Origin of the sequence: Pseudomonas sp. MWU12-3103b (genome assembly GCF_023100615.1) — a bacterium.
Classification (GTDB): Bacteria; Pseudomonadota; Gammaproteobacteria; order Pseudomonadales; family Pseudomonadaceae; genus Aquipseudomonas; species Aquipseudomonas putida_A.
Genome location: NZ_JALMEY010000022.1, coordinates 39347 through 58135, shown reverse-complemented (window position 1 = coordinate 58135; position 18789 = coordinate 39347). Strand labels below are relative to the sequence as shown.

Here is an 18789-nt window from a genome sequence, read left to right as displayed (position 1 = left end):
GCAAGCTTCCTTCAATCCTCGACCACCCAGGTGTCCTTGGTGCCGCCGCCCTGGGAGGAGTTCACCACCAGGGAGCCTTCACGCAGGGCGACACGGGTCAAACCGCCGGGCACGACCCGGGTTTCGCGGCCAGACAATACAAACGGACGCAAGTCGATATGACGCGGCGCAATGCCGTTTTCGACAAAAGTCGGACAGGTCGACAGCGACAGCGTCGGCTGCGCAATGTACGCGTGGGGCTTGGCCTTGATCCGCTCACGGAACGCATCGATCTGCGCCGTGGTTGACGCCGGCCCCACCAGCATTCCGTAACCGCCGGAGCCCTGGGTCTCCTTGACCACCAGATCCGGAAGATTGGCCAGTACGTGGGAAAGTTCCGAGGGGTTGCGGCACTGCCAGGTCGGCACGTTCTTCAGGATCGGTTCTTCATCGAGGTAGAAACGGATCATCTCGGTGACAAACGGGTACACCGATTTGTCGTCCGCCACGCCGGTACCGATGGCATTGGCCAGCACCACGTTGCCCGAACGATAGGACGACAGCAGCCCCGGCACACCGAGCATCGAGTCGGGGTTGAATGCCAGCGGATCGAGGAACGCGTCGTCGAGACGGCGGTAGATCACGTCCACCGCCTTCGGCCCGTCCGTGGTGCGCATGTACACCTTGTCGTCACGCACGAACAGGTCGGCGCCCTCCACCAGTTCAACGCCCATTTCCCGCGCCAGGAAAGCGTGTTCGAAGAACGCACTGTTGAAGCGCCCCGGCGTCAGTACCACCACGCTCGGGTCGTCGATCGGGCTGGAGCTTTTCAGGGTGTCGAGCAACAGATTCGGGTAGTGGTCGATGGGCGCGATGCGCTGGGCGGCGAACAGCTCCGGGAACAGACGCATCATCATTTTGCGGTCTTCGAGCATGTAGCTGACGCCGCTCGGAGTACGCAGGTTGTCTTCGAGCACGTAGTAAGTGCCATCGCCGTCGCGCACAAGGTCGACGCCGGAGATGTGCGAATAGATGTCGCGATGCAGATCCAGGCCCTGCATCGCCAACTGGTACTGCTCGTTGGCCAGCACCTGTTCGGCAGGGATAATCCCGGCCTTGATGATGCGCTGCTCGTGATAAAGGTCGGCGAGGAACATGTTCAACGCCTTGACCCGCTGGATGCAGCCGCGCTCGACGATCCGCCACTCGCTGGCGGGAATGCTGCGCGGAATGGTGTCGAAAGGAATCAGGCGCTCGGTGCCCTGCTCGTCCCCATAGAGCGTGAAGGTGATGCCGGCCCGGTGGAACAGCAGATCGGCCTCGCGTCGCCGTTGTGCCAGCAACTCGTCAGGCGTGTCGGCCAGCCAGCGGGCGAACTCCCGGTAATGCGGGCGGATTTGGCCGCCGGCATCGTACATTTCATCAAAATAGGTGCGGATCATGCCGTACTCCTTGTCACCCGGACCTACAGGCCTTCGCAAGGCCCGTGCCATCGGCATAAACGCTTTGATTTCAATCGGTTGGATAATCACGCCGCAAGCACCGCACCATTCCTGTGCGGCAAATGCCCCAAGCCGATTGCCCCCGCCTCATTGCGACGCATTGCATCGCCTATCACCAGCATAGTCAGAGTTGATTTCACCGCTCGCACCGAGCTACGGATAATCGGCGCATCCGCTGAAAACTTCCCCGGTGAAGACTTCAGCTCCACTGATCCGGACTGCCCGCGCAGTCCCCGCAGGCCGTAACCCTGACCGGTTTCCTCTCCTTATCGGTCTTCCCTTTAGCCACCCTCTCCGGTGGCTTTTTTTTGCCCGGGATTCTTGTTTCAGGGTTTTGCCACGGGCTATTCGGCGGCCAGAAACGACAACGGCCAACCCGAAGATCAGCCGTTGCTCAATACCTGAAACCAGAGATCAGTTCAGACGATGGCGGTTACGCACCTCCTGCTTGACGCCCCAGCCCTCGATGATGCCGCCCAGCGGCTCGACCACGGCAGAGAAACCTTGCTCGAAATCGCCAATGTCGTCATAGGTTGCGTACATCACTTTGCTCAGTTCCAGCGACCAGGCGCCATCGTCGCGCGCACTGACCTGGGCATTGATGGATTCACCACGAAATTTGCCTGCCGCCCTGCGCGCCCGCTCCTCGTCCGGGAAAATGGCGTAGAACTCGATGGGATGGAACCGGGAAAAGTCGAAACCGCCTTCTTTCATGCGGCGCAGAACATTGCTGCTGATGTCTTCTTGATAGGCTGTGCTCATGAATCGTCCCCCTCGGATAGATGGATAGACTTTCCGTATTCCCGCCCCGGGCCTTACAGGCCAAAGTACTTCGGCAACGTGGTTGCACGCGGGAAACAAGCATGTAGCTGACAAGACCAGACCTTAGCGATTGTTTCGCTGATCTCGCTTGCAGAGTAGCCCCAAGATAGAGCTGCTGCCAAGGCCTGGTGCTTCAAGTGACAGGAAGAATTTCAGATTGGCGTGATACTGCGGATTTCGATGCTGTTCTGGGTTTTCAGGCTTTTCACGCCAGCATCGGTGGTGCGCCCTTCAAGATCGTTCATATCCAGTTCGGCGGCCACCGGCAGGAGCCGTTCCTTGATCAGGCGTGCAGCCTCGTCGTCGCTGGGGCATTCCGCGCGCTCGAACACCTCATCGACAATTTCACCATGATCGTCCACGAAAGTGACTTTCCACTTTTGCATCGGTGCCTCCTCGATCAAACCCGCAAATGGGCTTACTACTATCTCGACTTTTGGCGAGATTGATCGTTCAAAAGGATTGCAGCGGACGAACATGAAAAAAAATTAACCGATGGGGAACAGGCTTGTGTGGCGAGGGGATTCATCCCCGATGGGCGCGAAGCGTCCCTGAATTCAGCGAACGCATAGTGTCAGTTCCAACGCGTCTGCCGATTTTACGACTGCTGCGCAGCCGGTCGGGGATAAATCCCCTCACCACAGGGGATCTATCACCGATCCGGGAATAGTGCGTCAGTCGTTGCTTGGCTTGTTGATCGCCTGCAGCACGTACTGCGGCAGCGCGAATGCGCCGATGTGGATTTCCGGGTTGTAGTAGCGGGTGACGATACCGCTGCCGATGAAGCGCTGTTGCAGGGTTTCACGGCTCAGCTTGCGGTAGGCCGGGTTGGTCGAGCCCCAGGCAAAGGTCATCGAACCGCCGATGTAGGTCGGCACGGCCGCCTGATAGAAGTGCCAGTCCGGGAACAGGCTGCGCAGGCGACCGGCAGTGGTTTTGACTTCGTCGATCTGCATGAACGGCGTGCCGTTCTGGGTCACGAGGATCCCGCCTTCGTTCAGGCAACGATGGCACGCCTGATAGAAGTTCTCCGAGAACAGCACTTCGCCCGGGCCGATCGGGTCGGTGGAGTCGGAGATGATCACGTCGAATTTTTCGGTGGTGGTGGCGACGAAACGCATGCCGTCGTCGATCACCAGGTTCAGCCGTGGATCGTCGTAGGCGCCCTTGGAGTGGTTCGGCAGGAATTCCTTGCACATGTCGACCACGGTGCCGTCGATCTCGACCATGGTGATGTGCTCGACGCTGGCGTGCTTGGTCACTTCGCGCAGCATGCCACCGTCGCCGCCGCCGATGATCAGCACGCGCTTGGCGGTGCCGTGGGCGAGGATCGGCACGTGGGTGAGCATTTCGTGGTAGATGAATTCATCGGCTTCGGTGGTCTGGATCACGCCGTCCAGCGCCATCACCCGGCCCATGCGCGGGTTCTGGAAAATCACCAGGTGCTGGTGTTCGGTGCGCACTTCGTGCAGCAGTTTTTCCATGCGAAAACGCTGGCCGTAGCCTTCGTAGAGGGTTTCCAGGTATTCGCTGGTTTTGGTGACGGTCATGGTCAAGTGCTCCGATGAATGCGCGGGCGCCAATCGTGGGGGACGATTGCCCGGGAAAGGCGCGCATTCTACGTTGCCGAAGATGGCAGGTCGAACCTTCCTCCGACAGGGCACACTCTGGAGCTACCGCAAGACCAATGTGGGAGCGGGCTTGCTCGCGAAAGCGGAGTGTCATTCAACCTGTGTTTCGACTGAACAATCGCCTTCGCGAGCAAGCCCGCTCCCACAGGGGATCAGCGTGTTTTCGGGAAAGCGTCAGACCCGCACATTGCCCCGTGGCCCGGCGATCGCCCAGATGATCAGGCCCAGTACTGGCAGGAGGATGATCAGCAGAACCCAGAGGATTTTCATCCCGGTCTCGGCGCCGCTTTTCAGTACGTTGATGATCGCCCAGATATCGAGGGCAAGAATGATCAGGCCAATCAGACCGTTGAACGTGGAACCCATGGTGTCACTCCAGAATAGTGGCATGCACTTTTAGGATAGACGGTCGCGCGCAGGGTTCCCTTTTATTGCGTTCAGACGTGAACGGCGACTTTCAGCGTTTCCAGCGAAGGCGCGGCAGCGATGCCGACTTCGGCGCACAGCTCCAGCACCCGTGGCACGTCGTTGCCGTAGACCAGCACCACTTGCAGCTCGTCGTCGAGCAACTCGCTGAAGTTCATCAGCGTGTAACCGCCGTTTTCCTTGTTCAGGCTGCTCATCTGCACCTGGATGCGGTTGAGCGCAGTCAGCGCTTCGGTCTTGGCCAGTTGTTTGGGCTTGAGGTTGAAATCGACGCCCGGGCCGAACGAGGCGACGATCTGCGCGAACAGGTCAGCGTAGGTATCAGCCTGGAACAGCACGGTTTCCGGCAGGCTGCCGACCACCACCCACTCGCCCAGCGGGATCGGGAAGGTGTCGTCGTAGTTGATGTCCGGGTTGGCTGCCAGAAAGGCGTCGGCATCAGCGTAGGCCTGCGCCGCTTCGTCCGCCACGTTCAGGATCTCGTCCTCGCCCATGCAGCCGGAGCTGATTTTGCTGATGAGTTCGACGAGTGCGGCTTTCATGAGGGCGGATCCTGTGGAAGGTTGAATTTGAGGGCGCGGAGGATAGCGCATTCCGTGGCGCATCCGACACCTGTGGCGAGGGAGCTTGCTCCCGCTGGGGTGCGAAGCGGCCCGAAAAACAGTGGGCTCAGCATTTTTGCCAGCGCTGCGCACTGGAGCGGGAGCAAGCTCCCTCGCCACAGAATCTCAACAGTCCTCAGGCCAGCAGTTTTTCCAGCTGCGCCGTGGTATCGACCGCGCCCATGGTGCGGGCCGCGTCCAGCGCGGTGACGCCATTGGCATCCTTGGCTTGCGGGTCGGCGCCCTTGCTGATCAGGTAATCAACGATTTCAACACGGTTGAACATCGCCGCCATCATCAGCGCGGTGCGGCCATCGAACGACGAGCCTTCGATCTCGGCGCCCGCTTCCACCAGTGCCTTGACCACCGCCAGATCGCCCTTGAACGCGGCGCCGGCAATCGGGCTCTGGCCGTTGCCGTTACGCAGCTCCGGGTCGGCCTTGTGTTTGAGCAGCACCTGCACGGCGTCGACGTGGCCATAGTAACTGGCGAGCATCAACAGCGTGTCGCCCTTGCTGTTTTTCAGGTTCACCGGCAAACCGGCGCTGATCAGCCGATCGAGCATCAGCGCATCACCTTCGCGCGCCTTGTTGAACACCTGCTCGGTGAATTCGGCAGCTTCTTCAGGGGTCATCTGGCGGCTCTGGTCAGACATAGGGCAACTCCACTTTCGGTTATTCGCAAAGCCGACAGTTTCCCGAGCGCGACGATAGCTGTCACCCCCTTTTTCTCAAGTCGTGCCATAGCCAATCTCAATAACGGTATTTGCCTTGATGAATATCGGCCAGCACCTGATCCGTCACTTGCACGTAAGTCTGGCTGCCGGGCAGCCACGCGTAGATCGGGTCATCGCCCGTCAGGCCGGGGTCGAAGCCTTCGTTTTTCAGTCGGGTCTTCTGGTATTTGAAAGTCCCGGTGGTTTCCATTTTCACCTTCACCCGCAGAAACAGCGGCACCGCATAGGCCGGCATACGCTGGCGGGCGAACGCCAGCAATTCGGCGAAATCCATGGTCGCCAGTGACTCGGCGGGCGTGATTGCCGCCATGCCGGCGCGACCGTTGGTGTTGCGCACTTCGACGCCGTAGGCGACGGCCTCAGAGATATGCGGATGCTGCAGCAGCAGGTTTTCCACTTCAGTGGTCGAGACGTTTTCGCCCTTCCAGCGATAGGTGTCGCCGAGCCGATCGACGAATTGTGCATGGCCAAAACCGATATTGCGCAGCAGGTCGCCGGTGTTGAAGAAGCGGTCGCCCTTGCTGAACACATCGTGCAACACCACCTTGGCGGTTTTCTGTGGGTCGGTGTAACCGTCCAGCGGGGCTTTTTCGTCGATCCGTGCCAGCAGCAAGCCCTGTTCGCCCTTGCCGACCTTGCGCATGAAGCCGTCGGCGCTGCGCAACGGCTGACCGCTGTCGTGATCGTACGCCACCAGCTCCCAGGCCATCAGCGAAAAACCGATGGTGTTGTCGAAGTTGAGGATATTGCTGAAGCCGATATTGCCGTCGCTCGCCGCGTACAGCTCGCAGATGTGCTCGACGGCAAACCGGGTCTTGAACTCGGCCCAGGCGCCGGGACGCAAGCCGTTGCCGATCATCTTGCGCACCGCGTGACGGCTGTCATCGGCGCTGGGCGGTTGATCGACCAGATAACGGCACAATTCGCCGACATAGCCGAGGGTGGTCGCGTTGTAGCGACGCACGTCCGGCCAGAACTGACTGGCGCTGAACTTGCGACGGATCGCGAACCCGGAAGCGCCGTTGATCGCCGAGCCCCAGCACACGCAGAGGCCGGTGGCGTGGTACAGCGGCAAGGTGCAATAGACGACATCGTTGGGGCACATGTTCAGGGCGATCATGCCGAAGCTGGCCGAGCTGCGCATCCAGCGGCCGTGCTTGAACACCCCGGCCTTGGGCAGGCCGGTGGTGCCGGAGGTGTAGATGTAAAAGCACGGGTCGTTGAAGAACACTTCGCCGCTGCTGGGCGGGTTTTCAGTGCAGGCGTCAGCACTGGCACTGATCAGATTGACGTAGCCCTCGGGCGCAATGCCTGGGTGGCTATAGGTGTCACGGTCGGCGATAAACCAGGTGCGCTGCGCCGGGATCGACACCTGCTCGCGGATCGCGGCAAACGCCGGCTGCAATTCCTCACCGAGGACAATCGCCACCGGCGCCACCAGATTTACGCTGTGAATCAGTGTGTCGCGGGTTTGCGAAGTATTGAGCAGCGCACTGACCGCGCCGAGTTTGGCCAGCGCCAGAATGGTCACCAGCAGCTCGGGACGATTTTCGATGAACACCGCGACCACGTCGCCCTTGCCGATGCCCTGCGCGCTCAGATAGTGGGCGATGCGGTTGGCCCACTGGTTGACCTGCGCATAGGTCAGCAAGACGTCGTCCTGCAAGATCGCCTGCCCCTCTGGATTGCGCAGCGTTGCTTGCTCGAAGGTCCAGCCGAGGCCACACGTTTGGGTCGGATCCGTGACGTTGGCGACTTTCATGCCCTTGACCACCCGCGGGATGGCTTTGGCGATCGTCGGCAGTTTGCGGAGCATCATGCTCCAGGTAATCGTGTCGCTCGACGCGTGACGCATGGCAGCTCCCCGGTCGGCCTGGTCGGCCGGTTTTTTTATTGTTCGGGCTGTGGGCATGACCTGCGTTGTGGGCAAGGTCGAGATCGAAAATACGTCAGCGCTTCGCGGGCTGTACACGCGGTTTTTGCAATGTTTTGTATCCGCCCTGTCACGCCTGGCGGCGGTGATTACGACTTTGCCTTTTGGTTCCGTTCAACTCATGAGAATCCCGCAAAATGCAGGATGCACGATGGCCATTCATGCAGATTGCACGACGAATGCAAATTTCACGATTTTTAACTTATTGATTTATAAGAATTTTTATTTTTTTGTGTGCTGGCACAATCGCTGCAACCTCCTCTGCATGCTTGCCATTCAAGTGCATACGGAGCTGAAAGACATGAGCCTGATCCAAGAAAAATTTACCTCGCTGTTCTCCAACTTCAACGTCACCACTGCGCCACGTCCCGATGGCGGGATCCTGCTGACTCTGCGCAGCAGCGAAGGCAAAGTGTTCAAGCGCGCCCTGACGTATCAGCAAATGCACAACGCCGACCAACTGTCGTGGGCGATCAGCGCGATCCGTCGTGACCTGGCGGAAGAAGCCAGTGAACTGCCGCAGATTGCGATGCTGCAAAGCCAGCAGCGTTTTGCCCTGCCGACGTATCACTCGCTGTAATTGATTCGAAGCTTTAAACAGCTTTAAACAAAAACAGGCCGGACAGCTTTCACTGTCCGGCCTGTTTTTTTGGCTGATGCAAAACTCCGTGTGGGAGCGGGCTTGCTCGCGAAAGCGGTGTGTCAGTCAAAAATATTTGGCTGACACACCGCTTTCGCGAGCAAGCCCGCTCCCACATTGGATCGAGGGTGGTTAAAAGGCTTCGGGTTCGATGCCGGTGAAGCTGTCGACGGTGATATGGCTGCCCAGCTCCCCACCCTCGCGCGCCAGGCCGCAGGTCTGCAGGCCTGCCGATTGAGCGGCATCCAGCTCCTCAAGGATGTCGGACAGAAACAGAATGTCCTGCGGTTCGACACCAATCGCCTGTTGAATGTTGGTGTAAGACTGCGCCTCACGCTTGGGCCCCGACGTGGTATCGAAATACCCGCTGAACAGCGGTGTCAGATCTCCCGCCTCGGAGCAGCCGAAAATCAGCTTCTGCGCCTGGATCGAACCCGACGAATACACAAACAGTTGATAACCGGCCTGATGCCAGCGCTTGAGCGCTTCAACGGCATCCGGGTACACGTGGCCCTTCAACTGCCCGGCGTGATAACCCTGGGCCCAGACCATGCCTTGCAAGGCTTTGAGCGGCGTGGCTTTGCGATCTTCCTCGATCCAGCTCAAGAGAATTTCAACAACCCGTTCAACATCGGCCTGCGGTGCATTGCTGTCGCGACGCACGGCGTCGAGTTGCTCAGCCACATCGGCACGTTCGGCGTTCTGCCGAACAAAATCCGGCAGGTGTTTGGCCGCATACGGGAACAGCACATCAAAAACGAAACTCACCGCGCTGGTGGTGCCTTCAATGTCAGTGACAATGGCTTTGATCGACATCAGCTCAGTCCTCCAGACGTGGGAAGCGCCCGGCGATGGCTTCGCCGGTGAAATTCGCGACCCAGCCTTCCGGGTTGTTGAACAGGCGAATCGCCACGAAGTGCGGGTGCTCGCCCATGTCGAACCAGTGCTTGGTACCGGCCGGCACCGAGATCAGGTCGTTCTTCTCGCACAACACCGCGTAGACATAATCGTCGATGTGCAGGGTAAACAGGCCACGACCGGCAACAAAAAAGCGCACTTCGTCTTCACCATGGCGGTGTTCTTCAAGGAACTTGGCGCGGAGTTCGGCTTTTTGCGGGTGATCGCTGTTGAGGCTGATCACATCGACGGTGATGTAACCGCGCTCGGTCATCAGCTTGTCGATCTGCTCCTGATAGGCGCTGATCACCTCTTCCTGGCTGGCGCCGGGCTGGATCTTCGCCGCGGCTTGCCAGCGGTCGAAGCGCACGCCGTGCTCGGCGAGCGTCGAGGCGATGTCTTCGAAATGGGTCAGCACCTTGTTCGGAATCTCGGGGCTGGATACGTGATAGACGGACAGGCTGCTCATGGGCAATTCCTCGGTATCGGCCTTGCCGTCCGGCTCTTGCAGACCGGTCGGGCAGTGCATTTCATCAGGCAAATGGGCGGCTTCTGGTGAAGTCAGCCTTGGCGGTTCATGACGCTGCGGGTTTTCAACTCGCATTCAAACAGGAATTCGAAGGCCTCGATCTGCCGCAGGGCATCGCTCATCTGCGCGCCCCAGGTGTAGAGGCCGTGGCCGCGAATCAGGTAACCGACGCAATCGGGATGGGCGTCAAGCCAAGGCTGCACCTTGGCGGCAAGGCGCGCAATGTCCTGATCGTTGTCGAAGATCGGCACGCGTACCCGCGACTCGTGGGTCGAGATGCCGCTGAAGGCTTTTTGCAGTTCGTAGTCTTCGAACTCGATAAAGTCTTGCGGCGTCAGGCGCGACAGCACTGTGGCGTTCACCGAATGGGTGTGCAGCACCGCGCCGATCTCCGGGCGCCAGCTATACAGCTGGGTGTGCAGCAGGGTTTCGGCGGAGGGCTTTTTGCCCGGTTCCAGGCTGTTGCCGGACAAATCCGTGGCGAGCACGTCGTCCAGGCCCAACTGGCCCTTGTGCTTGCCGGACACGGTCAGCAGCGCTTCGCTCGGCGACAGACGCGTCGAGTAATTGCTGCTGGTGGCCGGCGACCAGCCGCGACCATAAAGAAAACGCCCGGCGTCGACGATCTGCTGGGCGAGCTGTTCACGCGTAAGGCTCATGGCCTGTCCTCTTGCATACGTGTGGCAATGATAACGGCAGCAGCGAGCGCCGCGAGACTGGCAATACTAAAGGTCAATGTCGCGCCGAGGGCATTCCAGCTGTAACCGGAATACAACGCGCCCAGCGCGCCACCGGTGCCGGCCAGTGCCGCGTACAGCGCCTGCCCCTGACCTTGCTGACGCGCACCGAAGCTACGTTGCACGAACGCGATGGCAGCCGCATGAAAGCTGCCGAAGGTCGCCGCGTGCAGCACCTGGGCCAACAACAGTACCCAGAGGAATTCGGCGAACGAACCTAGCAGCAACCAGCGCAGCGCCGCCAGCAGAAAACTCGCCATCAGCACCCGACGCAATGAAAAGCGCACGAGAATCCGGCTCATCGCCATGAACATCAGCACCTCGGCGACCACGCCCACGGCCCAGAGCATGCCGATTGTGCCACGTGTGTAACCGAGGCGTTCAAGGTGCAAGGTCAGAAAGGTGTAATACGGGCCGTGGCTCATCTGCATCAGCGCGACACAGGCGTAAAACGCCAGCACACCGGGGCTGCGCAGCTGCTTGAGAAAGCCCTCCCCGCTCGGCCGATTACCTTGCGGCGGCTGCGCGTTCGGCACCCACAGGCTGCTGAGGACGATGCCGGCCATGATCAGCACCAGCGCCGCCGGGTAGATGTCGAGGCTCAGCCATTCGAACAAACGGCCCAGCGCGACCACGGTGATGATGAAACCGATCGAGCCCCACAGGCGAATCTGGCTGTAGCGCGAGGTTTGCCCCTGCAAGTGCGCGAGGGTGATGACTTCGAACTGCGGCAGCACCGCGTGCCAGAAGAACGCGTGCAACGCCATGACCATCGCCAGCCAGGCGTAGGTCTTGCTGACGAAAATCAGCGAGAACGTCAGCAGCGTACACACCGCACCGAAGCGCACGATGGCCAGGCGTTTGCCGGTGTAGTCGCCGAGCCAGCCCCAGATGTTCGGCGCCACACAGCGCATCAGCATCGGGATCGCCACCAGCTCGCCGATGCGCGCAGGGCTGAAGCCGAGATGATCGAAGTACAGCGCCAGAAACGGCGCTGTCGAGCCGAGCAAGGCGAAATAGAACAGATAGAAACTGGACAGCCGCCAGTACGGGAGCGCCGCCACGGTCAGACCGCGACGGCTTGGCGATCAACCATCAAAGCTGACCCAGCACCGGGGTGCTGACGCGCACGTCGGCGTTCTGCCCACGATGACGCAGCAGGTGATCCATCAGCACGATGGCCATCATCGCTTCGGCAATCGGCGTGGCGCGGATGCCGACGCACGGGTCGTGACGGCCCTTGGTGATCACGTCCACCGGGTTGCCGTGGATGTCGATCGAACGGCCCGGGGTGGTGATGCTCGACGTCGGCTTCAGTGCCAGATGCGCGACGATCGGCTGACCGGACGAGATGCCACCGAGAATGCCGCCAGCATTGTTGCTGAGGAAACCTTGCGGGGTCAGTTCATCGCGATGCTCGGTGCCGCGCTGGGCGACGCAGGCGAAACCGGCGCCGATTTCCACGCCTTTCACCGCGTTGATGCTCATCAGCGCATGCGCCAGTTCAGCGTCGAGGCGGTCGAAAATCGGCTCGCCGAGGCCCGGCATCACGCCTTCGGCGACTACGGTGATCTTCGCCCCGACCGAGTCCTGATCGCGGCGCAACTGGTCCATGTAGGCTTCCAGTTCCGGGACCTTGTCCGGATCCGGGCTGAAGAACGCGTTCTGTTCCACCGAATCCCAGGTCTTGAACGGGATTTCGATCGGGCCGAGCTGGCTCATGTAGCCACGGATGACGATGCCCTGGCTGGCCAGATACTTTTTGGCAATCGCACCTGCCGCGACACGCATCGCGGTTTCCCGCGCCGAGCTGCGACCGCCACCACGGTAGTCGCGCTCGCCGTATTTGTGGTGGTAGGTGTAGTCGGCGTGCGCCGGGCGGAACAGATCCTTGATCGCCGAGTAGTCCTTGGACTTCTGGTCGGTGTTGCGGATCAGCAGGCCGATCGAGCAACCGGTGGTGCGGCCCTCGAACACGCCGGAAAGGATTTCGACTTCATCGGCTTCCTGACGCTGGGTGGTGTGGCGGCTGGTGCCTGGCTTGCGCCGATCGAGGTCGCGCTGCAGGTCTTCGAGGGAGATCTCCAGGCCCGGCGGGCAGCCGTCGACAATGGCGACCAACGCCGGACCATGGCTCTCGCCAGCGGTGGTGACAGTGAACAACTTGCCGTAGGTATTGCCGGACATGCAGGACGCTCCGTGAAATCAAACCCGAATTCGTGATGCGCGCCAGTATACGCAGGCTAACCGAGTAGTTCATCCTCGAACCTTAGTGGTGTTGGTGAGTCCAACCGGCACCTTGGCGAATGATGGCGTGATGATGCTGCGAGTTCTGATCTTGAGTCTTACCCTGTTTACCGGTTTTGCCCACGCGACTGTCCTGCAGCGCCCGATCTCTCTGGATACCGGGAGCGGTGAACTTTTCGGCTCGCTGTTGCTGCCAAAATCCGACAACCCAGTGCCGGTTGTCCTGATCCTTGCCGGCTCCGGTCCTACAGATCGTGACGGCAACAACCCCGATGGCGGGCGCAATGACAGCCTCAAGCGGCTGGCCTGGGTGCTGGCCAAACACAACATCGCCAGCGTGCGCTATGACAAGCGCGGGGTGGCTGCGAGCCGGCCGGCCACACCTGACGAGCGCAATCTGTCGGTGGAAGGCTACGTCGACGACGCCGTGGCGTGGAGCCAGAAGCTGAAAAGCGACCCGCGTTTCGGCCCGTTGATTCTGCTCGGTCACAGCGAAGGTGCACTGATTGCCACCCTCGCCGCCCCGCGTGCCGACGCCGCTGCGCTGATTTCGCTGTCCGGCAGCGCCCGCCCGGTGGATCAGGTAATCCGCGAACAACTGGCGCGCAGCCTGCCGCCACCGTTGATGTTGCGCAGCAACCAGATTCTCGACAGCCTCAAGGCCGGTCACACCGATGCCGACGTGCCGGCGCCGTTGCAACCGATCTTCCGCCCGAGCGTGCAGCCGTATCTGATTTCGCTGTTCCGCCAGGACCCGGCCAAGGCTTTTGCGCAACTGAAGATGCCTACGCTGATCGTCCAGGGCAGCAACGACATGCAGGTCGGCGTGGGCGATGCGCAGGCGCTCAAAGCGGCCAAACCCGACGCCGAACTGGTGGTGATCGAAGGCATGAACCACGTCATGCGCATCGTCCCCGCCGATGTGAAGCGGCAATTGGCCTCGTACAAGGACCCCAATTTGCCACTGGCGGCGGAATTGGGTGGGAAACTCATCGAGTTTATTGACGGACTTCACACCCGTTAAACGGCGTTTACCCTCTAGTCCTGCAAAAAGCGGCCGATAAGCCTTTGTCGCCAGCGTACCGGCTGGCGACAAGCAGGGCTTGGACAGGATCTCGCCGTTATGACTGATACCCCGACTTCACCCGACACCACCGCTGAAAAAGACGCACCGCCAGCGGTCGAGCTGCCATGGGCGGACGTCAGCGTCGAGCACCACAAGATGCTCCGCCTGGCGCCGTTGCAGACTGACCGTCACACCGGTGGCCGGCCGTTGCGCTTTGTCGAGTTCGGCTATGCCGAGCGCAACAGCAAAGAACACAGCCTGATGCGCATGGCGATCAAACTGCCCGGTCAGCGCGTGCGCAAAGAGCAGAACCACCTCGACGTGTGGGTCGATCACACCAGCAAACGTGTGCACTTCGGCCCGGACAGCGGCTTGCAGATCGAACCGCTGAACCGTGGCATCGGTCGTTTCATGGCCGCGCAAGGCATCAACTGGGCGAAAAAACGCTGGCCCGCCTACACCGTCGACGGCATGGACTTGAACAACAAGGACGCGCTGAACGAAGACACCCGCCTGCGTCGCGATCACTTCTTGCGCGTGCATGGTTTTGATGTGGTGTACGCCGATGCCCAGCATCTGAAGGGCAGCGTCAAAGAGGTGCAAGTCGGTGACTTGCTGGGCGACTGGAACAGCGAGAAGCTGCAGATCGTCGAGATTCTCGAAGCAGCGCAGATGCTGCAACAGGCCGAGCAGAACCTCGCCGAGCAGGAAGTGAAGCTGAAGAAGCAGGAAGACAAGGTCAGCAAGTTCAAGCGTGAAGACGCTGGATTGCGCTTTACCATTACCTGTCTGGTGGCGTTTGCGGTGTTTCAGGCGGGATTGTTGATCTGGATTGCTACGCACCGCTGAATCAGCGTTGACCTGTGGCGAGGGAGCTTGCTCCCGCTCGACTGCGAAGCAGTCGTAAAACATGCACATGCGGTATGTCTGGTGCACCGTCATTGCATATTTTGGGTCTGCTTCGCAGACCAGCGGGAGCAAGCTCCCTCGCCACAAAAGTCAGTCAGGTCAGACGCGGGAAGCGAACAAGGCCTGATGATCGCGGCACTGCTCCGCCGTCAGCATGAACACACCATGCCCGCCGCGCTCGAATTCGAGCCAGGCAAAATCGACTTCCGGGTACAGCGCTTCAACGTGCACTTGGCTGTTGCCCACTTCAACAATCAGCAAACCCTTCTCGGTCAGGTGATCCGCCGCTTCGGCGAGCATCCGCCGTACCAGGTTCAGACCGTCATCTCCGCAGGCCAGGCCCAGCTCCGGTTCGTGCTGGTATTCGTCCGGCATGTCGGCGAAATCTTCGGCATCAACGTACGGCGGGTTCGACACGATCAGGTCGAAACGCTGCCCCGGCAGGCCATCGAAACCATCGCCCTGCACGGTGTACACACGCTCATCGACGCCATGGCGCTCGATGTTCTGGTTGGCCACTTCCAGCGCTTCGAACGACAGATCGGCCAGCACCACTTCAGCGTTCTGGAACTCGTAGGCGCAGGCGATCCCGATGCAGCCCGAGCCGGTGCACAGGTCGAGGATGCGTGCCGGCTCGTCGCCGATCCACGGTGCGAAGCGGTTTTCGATCAGCTCGCCAATCGGCGAACGCGGGATCAGCACGCGCTCATCGACGATGAACGACATGCCGCAGAACCATGCCTCACCCAACAGGTACGCAGTCGGGATGCGCTCTTCGATGCGGCGCTTGAGCAGGCGTTGCAGGTTGACCAGCTCGTCGTCTTCCAGCGCACAGTCGAGGTAGCTGTCGGCGATCTCCCACGGCAGGTGCAAGGCACCGAGCACCAACTGCCGGGCTTCATCCCAGGCGTTGTCGGTGCCATGACCGAAAAACAGATCCTCCCCATGGAAGCGGCTGACGGCCCAACGGATATGGTCGCGCAGGGTACGAAGTCGGGAAGTGATCACGGGGCAGAACTCCAGAAAAAACGACTGGCGATTCTACCAGCCAAAACGCGTCACGACGACGCGGGAAACATTCGCGGCCGACAGTAGGACTTTTCTGTTTTTTGCATCAGCTATTGAACAGAACGTGTAACTTGACAAGGCTGCAGGCCAGTAACGACGCTGCCTACGATGGTAGCGGTTCACAGAACCGCTCAGCCAGAGGACAATGCCGCAAAAGCCCCACCCCAAGGAGCCCCGAATGTCCGTTCCAAAAACGATGTTTCAACTCAGCGGCCGCGGTTACGCAGCGGCCACACTGAGCCATGCCACCGTGGTCATCATCGATGCCCAGAAAGAGTACCTCAGTGGCCCGCTGGCCCTGAGCGGCATGGACGCGGCCGTCGCGAACATCAAACAACTGGTCGCCGCGGCCCGTGCAGCCGGTCGGCCGATCGTGCACGTGCGTCATCTCGGCACCGTCGGTGGCCTGTTCGACCCGCAGGGCGAACGCGGCGAATTCATCCCCGGTCTTGAACCACAGGGCGATGAAACCATCATCGGCAAACTGCTGCCGAGCGCGTTCCACGGCACCGAACTGCTCGACCGTTTGCAGAATCTTGGCTCGCTGGACCTGATCGTCTGCGGCTTCATGAGCCACTCCAGCGTCAGCACCACCGTGCGCGCGGCGAAGAACCTGGGCTTCCGTTGCACCCTGGTCGAAGACGCCTGCGCCACCCGTGACCTGCCGTTCAAGGGCCGCGTGCTCAGCGCCGCCGTGGTGCAGGAAGCGGAAATGGCGATCATGGCCGACAACTTCGCCACCCTTGCCCTGACTCAAGATCTGATCTGATCTGCTCTGATGAGCGGCTCAGCACGCCGCTCATCCGCAAAAGCCTCGCATTTGCTTCAATTGCCTTAGCCTCAGGAACAACCCGGTCAACTCCCGGTCGAAGGGCCGATACCCATTGAGGAAGGTCGGAATGAAGTTATCCGATGGATTTGACGCACGCCGCTTGCGGCCCAAAGGCCAAAGTAACTGGCGTTTTCGATTCGGCGCAGCGATCGCCGCCATTCTGGCGACGTTCGGTGTGCTGCTGGCGATGGCCGGTGCCGCCAGCCTGCTGGGGCGCCCGCCGGCGCTCGGCGATTTGAATGCCACGCCGATGGGTTCGGCGATCATTCTCGCGGTCGGCTTGTTGTTCCTGTATTTCGGTGTGGCGCTGTGGCGTCGATGCCGGCGTCGCGCCAGGCAATCGCGGGAGCTGAACATGTCCCCGCACCTGATGAAAAAACACGACTGACTCCACGGCCTGGCTTTTTGCCGGGCCGTTTTGTTTCGACTTGGGTAAACTGGCCGCCCTTCGCGGAGGCTGACATGCAAGACGACGATTTTTCCCTGTTCAAAAGTGCGATCCAAGGCGTCAAGCCGATCAAGCACGACCGCGCCGACACTGGCAAACCCAAGGCTGACCGCGCGCAGATCGCCAAACTGCGCCAGTCCGCCACCGTGCGCACCGACACCACCACCGTGGATGGCCTGTCCGATCAGTTCGTGATCGACGTCGGCCCCGAAGACGAGTTGATGTGGGCCCGCGACGGGGTGCAGGAAAGCCAGATGCGCAAGCTCAAGATCGGCCAGATCCCGTTCGAAGGCAGCCTCGACCTGCACGGCATGAACGTCGAAAAAGCCCGCGAGACCCTCTGGGCCTTTCTCGCCGAAGCGACCAAATTCGAAATCCGCTGCGTGCGCGTCACCCACGGCAAGGCCGTGCGCCTGGACGGCAAGCGGCCGATGATCAAAAGCCACGTCAACACCTGGCTGCGTCAGCATCCGCAAGTGCTCGGTTTCTGCTCGTGCCAGGCGAAACACGGCGGTGCCGGCGCGGTGTACGTGATGCTCAAACGCACCATGATGGAAGGCCGCGACGAATAATCGCGTTACACCGAACTTGCAGGGTTGTGTCCGCCACCGTACCCTTGCCCTTTGCGAAAATCCCCACAGGTAGTTTCATGTCCCTGGAACAGAATTACACCGCGATTCTCGGCCAACTGGGCGAGGACGTGTCCCGCGAGGGCCTGCTCGACACGCCAAAGCGTGCCGCCAAAGCCATGCAGTACCTCTGCCGCGGTTATGAACAGACGCTCGAAGAGGTCACCAACGGTGCCCTGTTCAGCTCCGACAACAGCGAAATGGTGCTGGTCAAGGACATCGAGCTGTACTCGTTGTGCGAACACCACCTGCTGCCGTTCATCGGCAAGGCGCACGTCGCGTATATCCCGAGCGGCAAGGTGCTGGGCCTGTCGAAGGTCGCGCGGATCGTCGACATGTACGCCCGCCGCCTGCAGATCCAGGAAAACCTCAGCCGGCAGATCGCCGATGCGGTGATGCAAGTCACCGGAGCACTGGGCGTGGCCGTGGTGATCGAGGCCAAGCACATGTGCATGATGATGCGCGGTGTCGAGAAACAGAATTCGTCGATGATCACTTCGGTGATGCTCGGTGAGTTCCGCGAAAACGCGGCGACTCGCAGCGAGTTCCTCAGCCTGATCAAGTAATCGGCTGCAGAAAAAAACCGGCGTTGATCGCCGGTTTTTTTTCGTCCGCGAAAAATCGGGTAAGCTGCGCGCCCTTCTCTCTTTGCACCGTGAGGCTTTCAACGTGTTCGTAAAAGCGCTTCGTGTCGGCCTTGGCCAACTGATCATCTTCATTGACTTCATCACCCGCCCGGGCAAGAAACAACGCCCCGCCGAAGTACAGGCGCAAGTCAACGCCGCCGCCAAAGGCCTGACCCTGTATCAGTTCCACGCCTGCCCGTTCTGCGTGAAAACCCGCCGTACGCTGCGTCGCCTGAATGTGCCGGTCGCACTGAAGGACGCGAAGAACAACGAACAGGATCGCCAGACGCTGCTGGACCAGGGCGGCAAGATCAAGGTGCCGTGCCTGCGCATTGAAGAGAATGGGCAGACCACGTGGATGTATGAGTCCAAGGTGATCATTGATTATCTGGATAAGCGGTTTGCGGCGGTCTGATGATTATGTGGTGGGTTGATTGACGCCTTCGCGAGCAAGCCCGCTCCCACAGGTTTTGTGAACGCCACAGCCCATTGTGGGAGCGGGCTTGCTCGCGAAGAGGCCCTCCCAGCCA

General features: G+C 60.4%; 22 protein-coding genes. 8 read left to right on the top strand and 14 right to left on the bottom strand.

The genetic code is table 11. The features are described 5' to 3' along the window. Positions 1 to 11 precede the first annotated feature (11 nt). From M0808_RS26335 to M0808_RS26300, 8 genes are all read right to left on the bottom strand, one after another. Positions 12 to 1421, bottom strand: coding sequence for a circularly permuted type 2 ATP-grasp protein (locus M0808_RS26335; RefSeq protein WP_247843009.1), 1410 nt, complete (start codon positions 1419 to 1421; stop codon positions 12 to 14). A gap of 474 nt (positions 1422 to 1895) precedes the next feature. Beyond that, a complete protein-coding gene (locus M0808_RS26330) occupies positions 1896 to 2243 on the bottom strand; it encodes a ribonuclease E inhibitor RraB (RefSeq protein ID WP_007960698.1) in 348 nt (115 codons plus the stop codon). Between the two features lie 212 nt (positions 2244 to 2455). Further along, positions 2456 to 2689, bottom strand: a complete 234-nt coding sequence (locus M0808_RS26325; RefSeq protein WP_027613323.1) for a hypothetical protein — start codon at positions 2687 to 2689, stop codon at positions 2456 to 2458. 288 nt (positions 2690 to 2977) lie between these two features. Beyond that, positions 2978 to 3853 carry a polyamine aminopropyltransferase gene (gene speE, locus M0808_RS26320; protein WP_041068886.1) on the bottom strand — a complete coding sequence of 292 codons (876 nt, stop codon included), beginning with the start codon at positions 3851 to 3853 and terminating at the stop codon, positions 2978 to 2980. 255 nt (positions 3854 to 4108) lie between these two features. Beyond that, complete coding sequence (locus M0808_RS26315) at positions 4109 to 4300, bottom strand: PLDc N-terminal domain-containing protein (RefSeq protein ID WP_007960694.1); 192 nt, start codon at positions 4298 to 4300, stop codon at positions 4109 to 4111. 71 nt (positions 4301 to 4371) lie between these two features. After that, positions 4372 to 4902 (bottom strand): hypothetical protein, encoded by a 531-nt coding sequence (locus M0808_RS26310; RefSeq protein ID WP_247843008.1) that lies wholly within the window; start codon positions 4900 to 4902, stop codon positions 4372 to 4374. Between the two features lie 196 nt (positions 4903 to 5098). Beyond that, positions 5099 to 5617: an ankyrin repeat domain-containing protein gene (locus tag M0808_RS26305; protein ID WP_134785828.1), complete on the bottom strand. Its 519-nt coding sequence runs from the start codon at positions 5615 to 5617 to the stop codon at positions 5099 to 5101. A 97-nt stretch (positions 5618 to 5714) separates the two neighbouring features. Next, complete coding sequence (locus tag M0808_RS26300; protein ID WP_247843007.1) at positions 5715 to 7553, bottom strand: long-chain-acyl-CoA synthetase; 1839 nt, start codon at positions 7551 to 7553, stop codon at positions 5715 to 5717. Between the two features lie 379 nt (positions 7554 to 7932). Here M0808_RS26300 and M0808_RS28610 point away from each other — a divergent pair, with 379 nt between their 5' ends. Further along, positions 7933 to 8211, top strand: coding sequence for a DUF3509 domain-containing protein (locus tag M0808_RS28610; RefSeq protein WP_027613327.1), 279 nt, complete (start codon positions 7933 to 7935; stop codon positions 8209 to 8211). 192 nt (positions 8212 to 8403) lie between these two features. Here the strand turns inward: M0808_RS28610 and mtnC are convergent, their stop codons facing one another. The 5 genes from mtnC to aroC form a co-directional block, all read right to left on the bottom strand. Further along, positions 8404 to 9087: an acireductone synthase gene (gene mtnC, locus M0808_RS26290; RefSeq protein ID WP_247843005.1), complete on the bottom strand. Its 684-nt coding sequence runs from the start codon at positions 9085 to 9087 to the stop codon at positions 8404 to 8406. A 4-nt stretch (positions 9088 to 9091) separates the two neighbouring features. After that, positions 9092 to 9637, bottom strand: coding sequence for an acireductone dioxygenase (locus tag M0808_RS26285; RefSeq protein WP_247843022.1), 546 nt, complete (start codon positions 9635 to 9637; stop codon positions 9092 to 9094). Between the two features lie 92 nt (positions 9638 to 9729). Continuing rightward, positions 9730 to 10356, bottom strand: coding sequence for a methylthioribulose 1-phosphate dehydratase (locus tag M0808_RS26280; protein ID WP_007959997.1), 627 nt, complete (start codon positions 10354 to 10356; stop codon positions 9730 to 9732). Continuing rightward, entirely contained in the window at positions 10353 to 11498 is a 1146-nt protein-coding gene (locus tag M0808_RS26275; protein WP_247843004.1) for an MFS transporter, read from the bottom strand. The genes M0808_RS26280 and M0808_RS26275 overlap by 4 nt, the downstream gene beginning before the upstream one ends. A 31-nt stretch (positions 11499 to 11529) precedes the next feature. Continuing rightward, a complete protein-coding gene (gene aroC, locus M0808_RS26270) occupies positions 11530 to 12621 on the bottom strand; it encodes a chorismate synthase (RefSeq protein ID WP_027613332.1) in 1092 nt (363 codons plus the stop codon). A 130-nt stretch (positions 12622 to 12751) separates the two neighbouring features. On the opposite strand from aroC, the gene M0808_RS26265 reads away from it, so the two are divergent. Together M0808_RS26265 and M0808_RS26260 are read left to right on the top strand one after the other, a co-directional pair. Continuing rightward, complete coding sequence (locus tag M0808_RS26265) at positions 12752 to 13705, top strand: alpha/beta fold hydrolase (protein ID WP_247843003.1); 954 nt, start codon at positions 12752 to 12754, stop codon at positions 13703 to 13705. Positions 13706 to 13804: 99 nt separating this feature from the next. Continuing rightward, positions 13805 to 14596 carry a hypothetical protein gene (locus tag M0808_RS26260; protein ID WP_150369873.1) on the top strand — a complete coding sequence of 264 codons (792 nt, stop codon included), beginning with the start codon at positions 13805 to 13807 and terminating at the stop codon, positions 14594 to 14596. A gap of 159 nt (positions 14597 to 14755) precedes the next feature. Here M0808_RS26260 and prmB read toward each other — a convergent pair whose 3' ends face one another. Further along, positions 14756 to 15664 carry a 50S ribosomal protein L3 N(5)-glutamine methyltransferase gene (gene prmB, locus M0808_RS26255; protein ID WP_086794742.1) on the bottom strand — a complete coding sequence of 303 codons (909 nt, stop codon included), beginning with the start codon at positions 15662 to 15664 and terminating at the stop codon, positions 14756 to 14758. Positions 15665 to 15902: 238 nt separating this feature from the next. Between prmB and M0808_RS26250 the strand changes: the two genes are divergently transcribed. From M0808_RS26250 to M0808_RS26230, 5 genes are all read left to right on the top strand, one after another. Beyond that, positions 15903 to 16493, top strand: coding sequence for a cysteine hydrolase family protein (locus tag M0808_RS26250; protein WP_003223193.1), 591 nt, complete (start codon positions 15903 to 15905; stop codon positions 16491 to 16493). Between the two features lie 130 nt (positions 16494 to 16623). Further along, positions 16624 to 16944, top strand: a complete 321-nt coding sequence (locus tag M0808_RS26245; RefSeq protein ID WP_007914024.1) for a hypothetical protein — start codon at positions 16624 to 16626, stop codon at positions 16942 to 16944. Between the two features lie 74 nt (positions 16945 to 17018). Continuing rightward, positions 17019 to 17576, top strand: a complete 558-nt coding sequence (locus tag M0808_RS26240) for a Smr/MutS family protein (protein WP_027613336.1) — start codon at positions 17019 to 17021, stop codon at positions 17574 to 17576. 77 nt (positions 17577 to 17653) lie between these two features. Continuing rightward, entirely contained in the window at positions 17654 to 18199 is a 546-nt protein-coding gene (folE, locus tag M0808_RS26235; RefSeq protein WP_003442011.1) for a GTP cyclohydrolase I FolE, read from the top strand. Positions 18200 to 18302: 103 nt separating this feature from the next. Beyond that, positions 18303 to 18674, top strand: a complete 372-nt coding sequence (locus M0808_RS26230; RefSeq protein ID WP_007960660.1) for a glutathione S-transferase N-terminal domain-containing protein — start codon at positions 18303 to 18305, stop codon at positions 18672 to 18674. Positions 18675 to 18789 lie beyond the last annotated feature (115 nt).

Coding starts and splice junctions, on each gene's coding strand:
- M0808_RS26335 (WP_247843009.1), bottom strand. CDS start 1,421: ATGATCCGCACCTATTTTGATGAAATGTACGATGCCGGCGGCCAAATC.
- M0808_RS26330 (WP_007960698.1), bottom strand. CDS start 2,243: ATGAGCACAGCCTATCAAGAAGACATCAGCAGCAATGTTCTGCGCCGC.
- M0808_RS26325 (WP_027613323.1), bottom strand. CDS start 2,689: ATGCAAAAGTGGAAAGTCACTTTCGTGGACGATCATGGTGAAATTGTC.
- speE (WP_041068886.1), bottom strand. CDS start 3,853: ATGACCGTCACCAAAACCAGCGAATACCTGGAAACCCTCTACGAAGGC.
- M0808_RS26315 (WP_007960694.1), bottom strand. CDS start 4,300: ATGGGTTCCACGTTCAACGGTCTGATTGGCCTGATCATTCTTGCCCTC.
- M0808_RS26310 (WP_247843008.1), bottom strand. CDS start 4,902: ATGAAAGCCGCACTCGTCGAACTCATCAGCAAAATCAGCTCCGGCTGC.
- M0808_RS26305 (WP_134785828.1), bottom strand. CDS start 5,617: ATGTCTGACCAGAGCCGCCAGATGACCCCTGAAGAAGCTGCCGAATTC.
- M0808_RS26300 (WP_247843007.1), bottom strand. CDS start 7,553: ATGCGTCACGCGTCGAGCGACACGATTACCTGGAGCATGATGCTCCGC.
- M0808_RS28610 (WP_027613327.1), top strand. CDS start 7,933: ATGAGCCTGATCCAAGAAAAATTTACCTCGCTGTTCTCCAACTTCAAC.
- mtnC (WP_247843005.1), bottom strand. CDS start 9,087: ATGTCGATCAAAGCCATTGTCACTGACATTGAAGGCACCACCAGCGCG.
- M0808_RS26285 (WP_247843022.1), bottom strand. CDS start 9,637: ATGAGCAGCCTGTCCGTCTATCACGTATCCAGCCCCGAGATTCCGAAC.
- M0808_RS26280 (WP_007959997.1), bottom strand. CDS start 10,356: ATGAGCCTTACGCGTGAACAGCTCGCCCAGCAGATCGTCGACGCCGGG.
- aroC (WP_027613332.1), bottom strand. CDS start 12,621: ATGTCCGGCAATACCTACGGCAAGTTGTTCACTGTCACCACCGCTGGC.
- M0808_RS26265 (WP_247843003.1), top strand. CDS start 12,752: ATGATGCTGCGAGTTCTGATCTTGAGTCTTACCCTGTTTACCGGTTTT.
- M0808_RS26260 (WP_150369873.1), top strand. CDS start 13,805: ATGACTGATACCCCGACTTCACCCGACACCACCGCTGAAAAAGACGCA.
- M0808_RS26250 (WP_003223193.1), top strand. CDS start 15,903: ATGTCCGTTCCAAAAACGATGTTTCAACTCAGCGGCCGCGGTTACGCA.
- M0808_RS26245 (WP_007914024.1), top strand. CDS start 16,624: ATGAAGTTATCCGATGGATTTGACGCACGCCGCTTGCGGCCCAAAGGC.
- M0808_RS26240 (WP_027613336.1), top strand. CDS start 17,019: ATGCAAGACGACGATTTTTCCCTGTTCAAAAGTGCGATCCAAGGCGTC.
- folE (WP_003442011.1), top strand. CDS start 17,654: ATGTCCCTGGAACAGAATTACACCGCGATTCTCGGCCAACTGGGCGAG.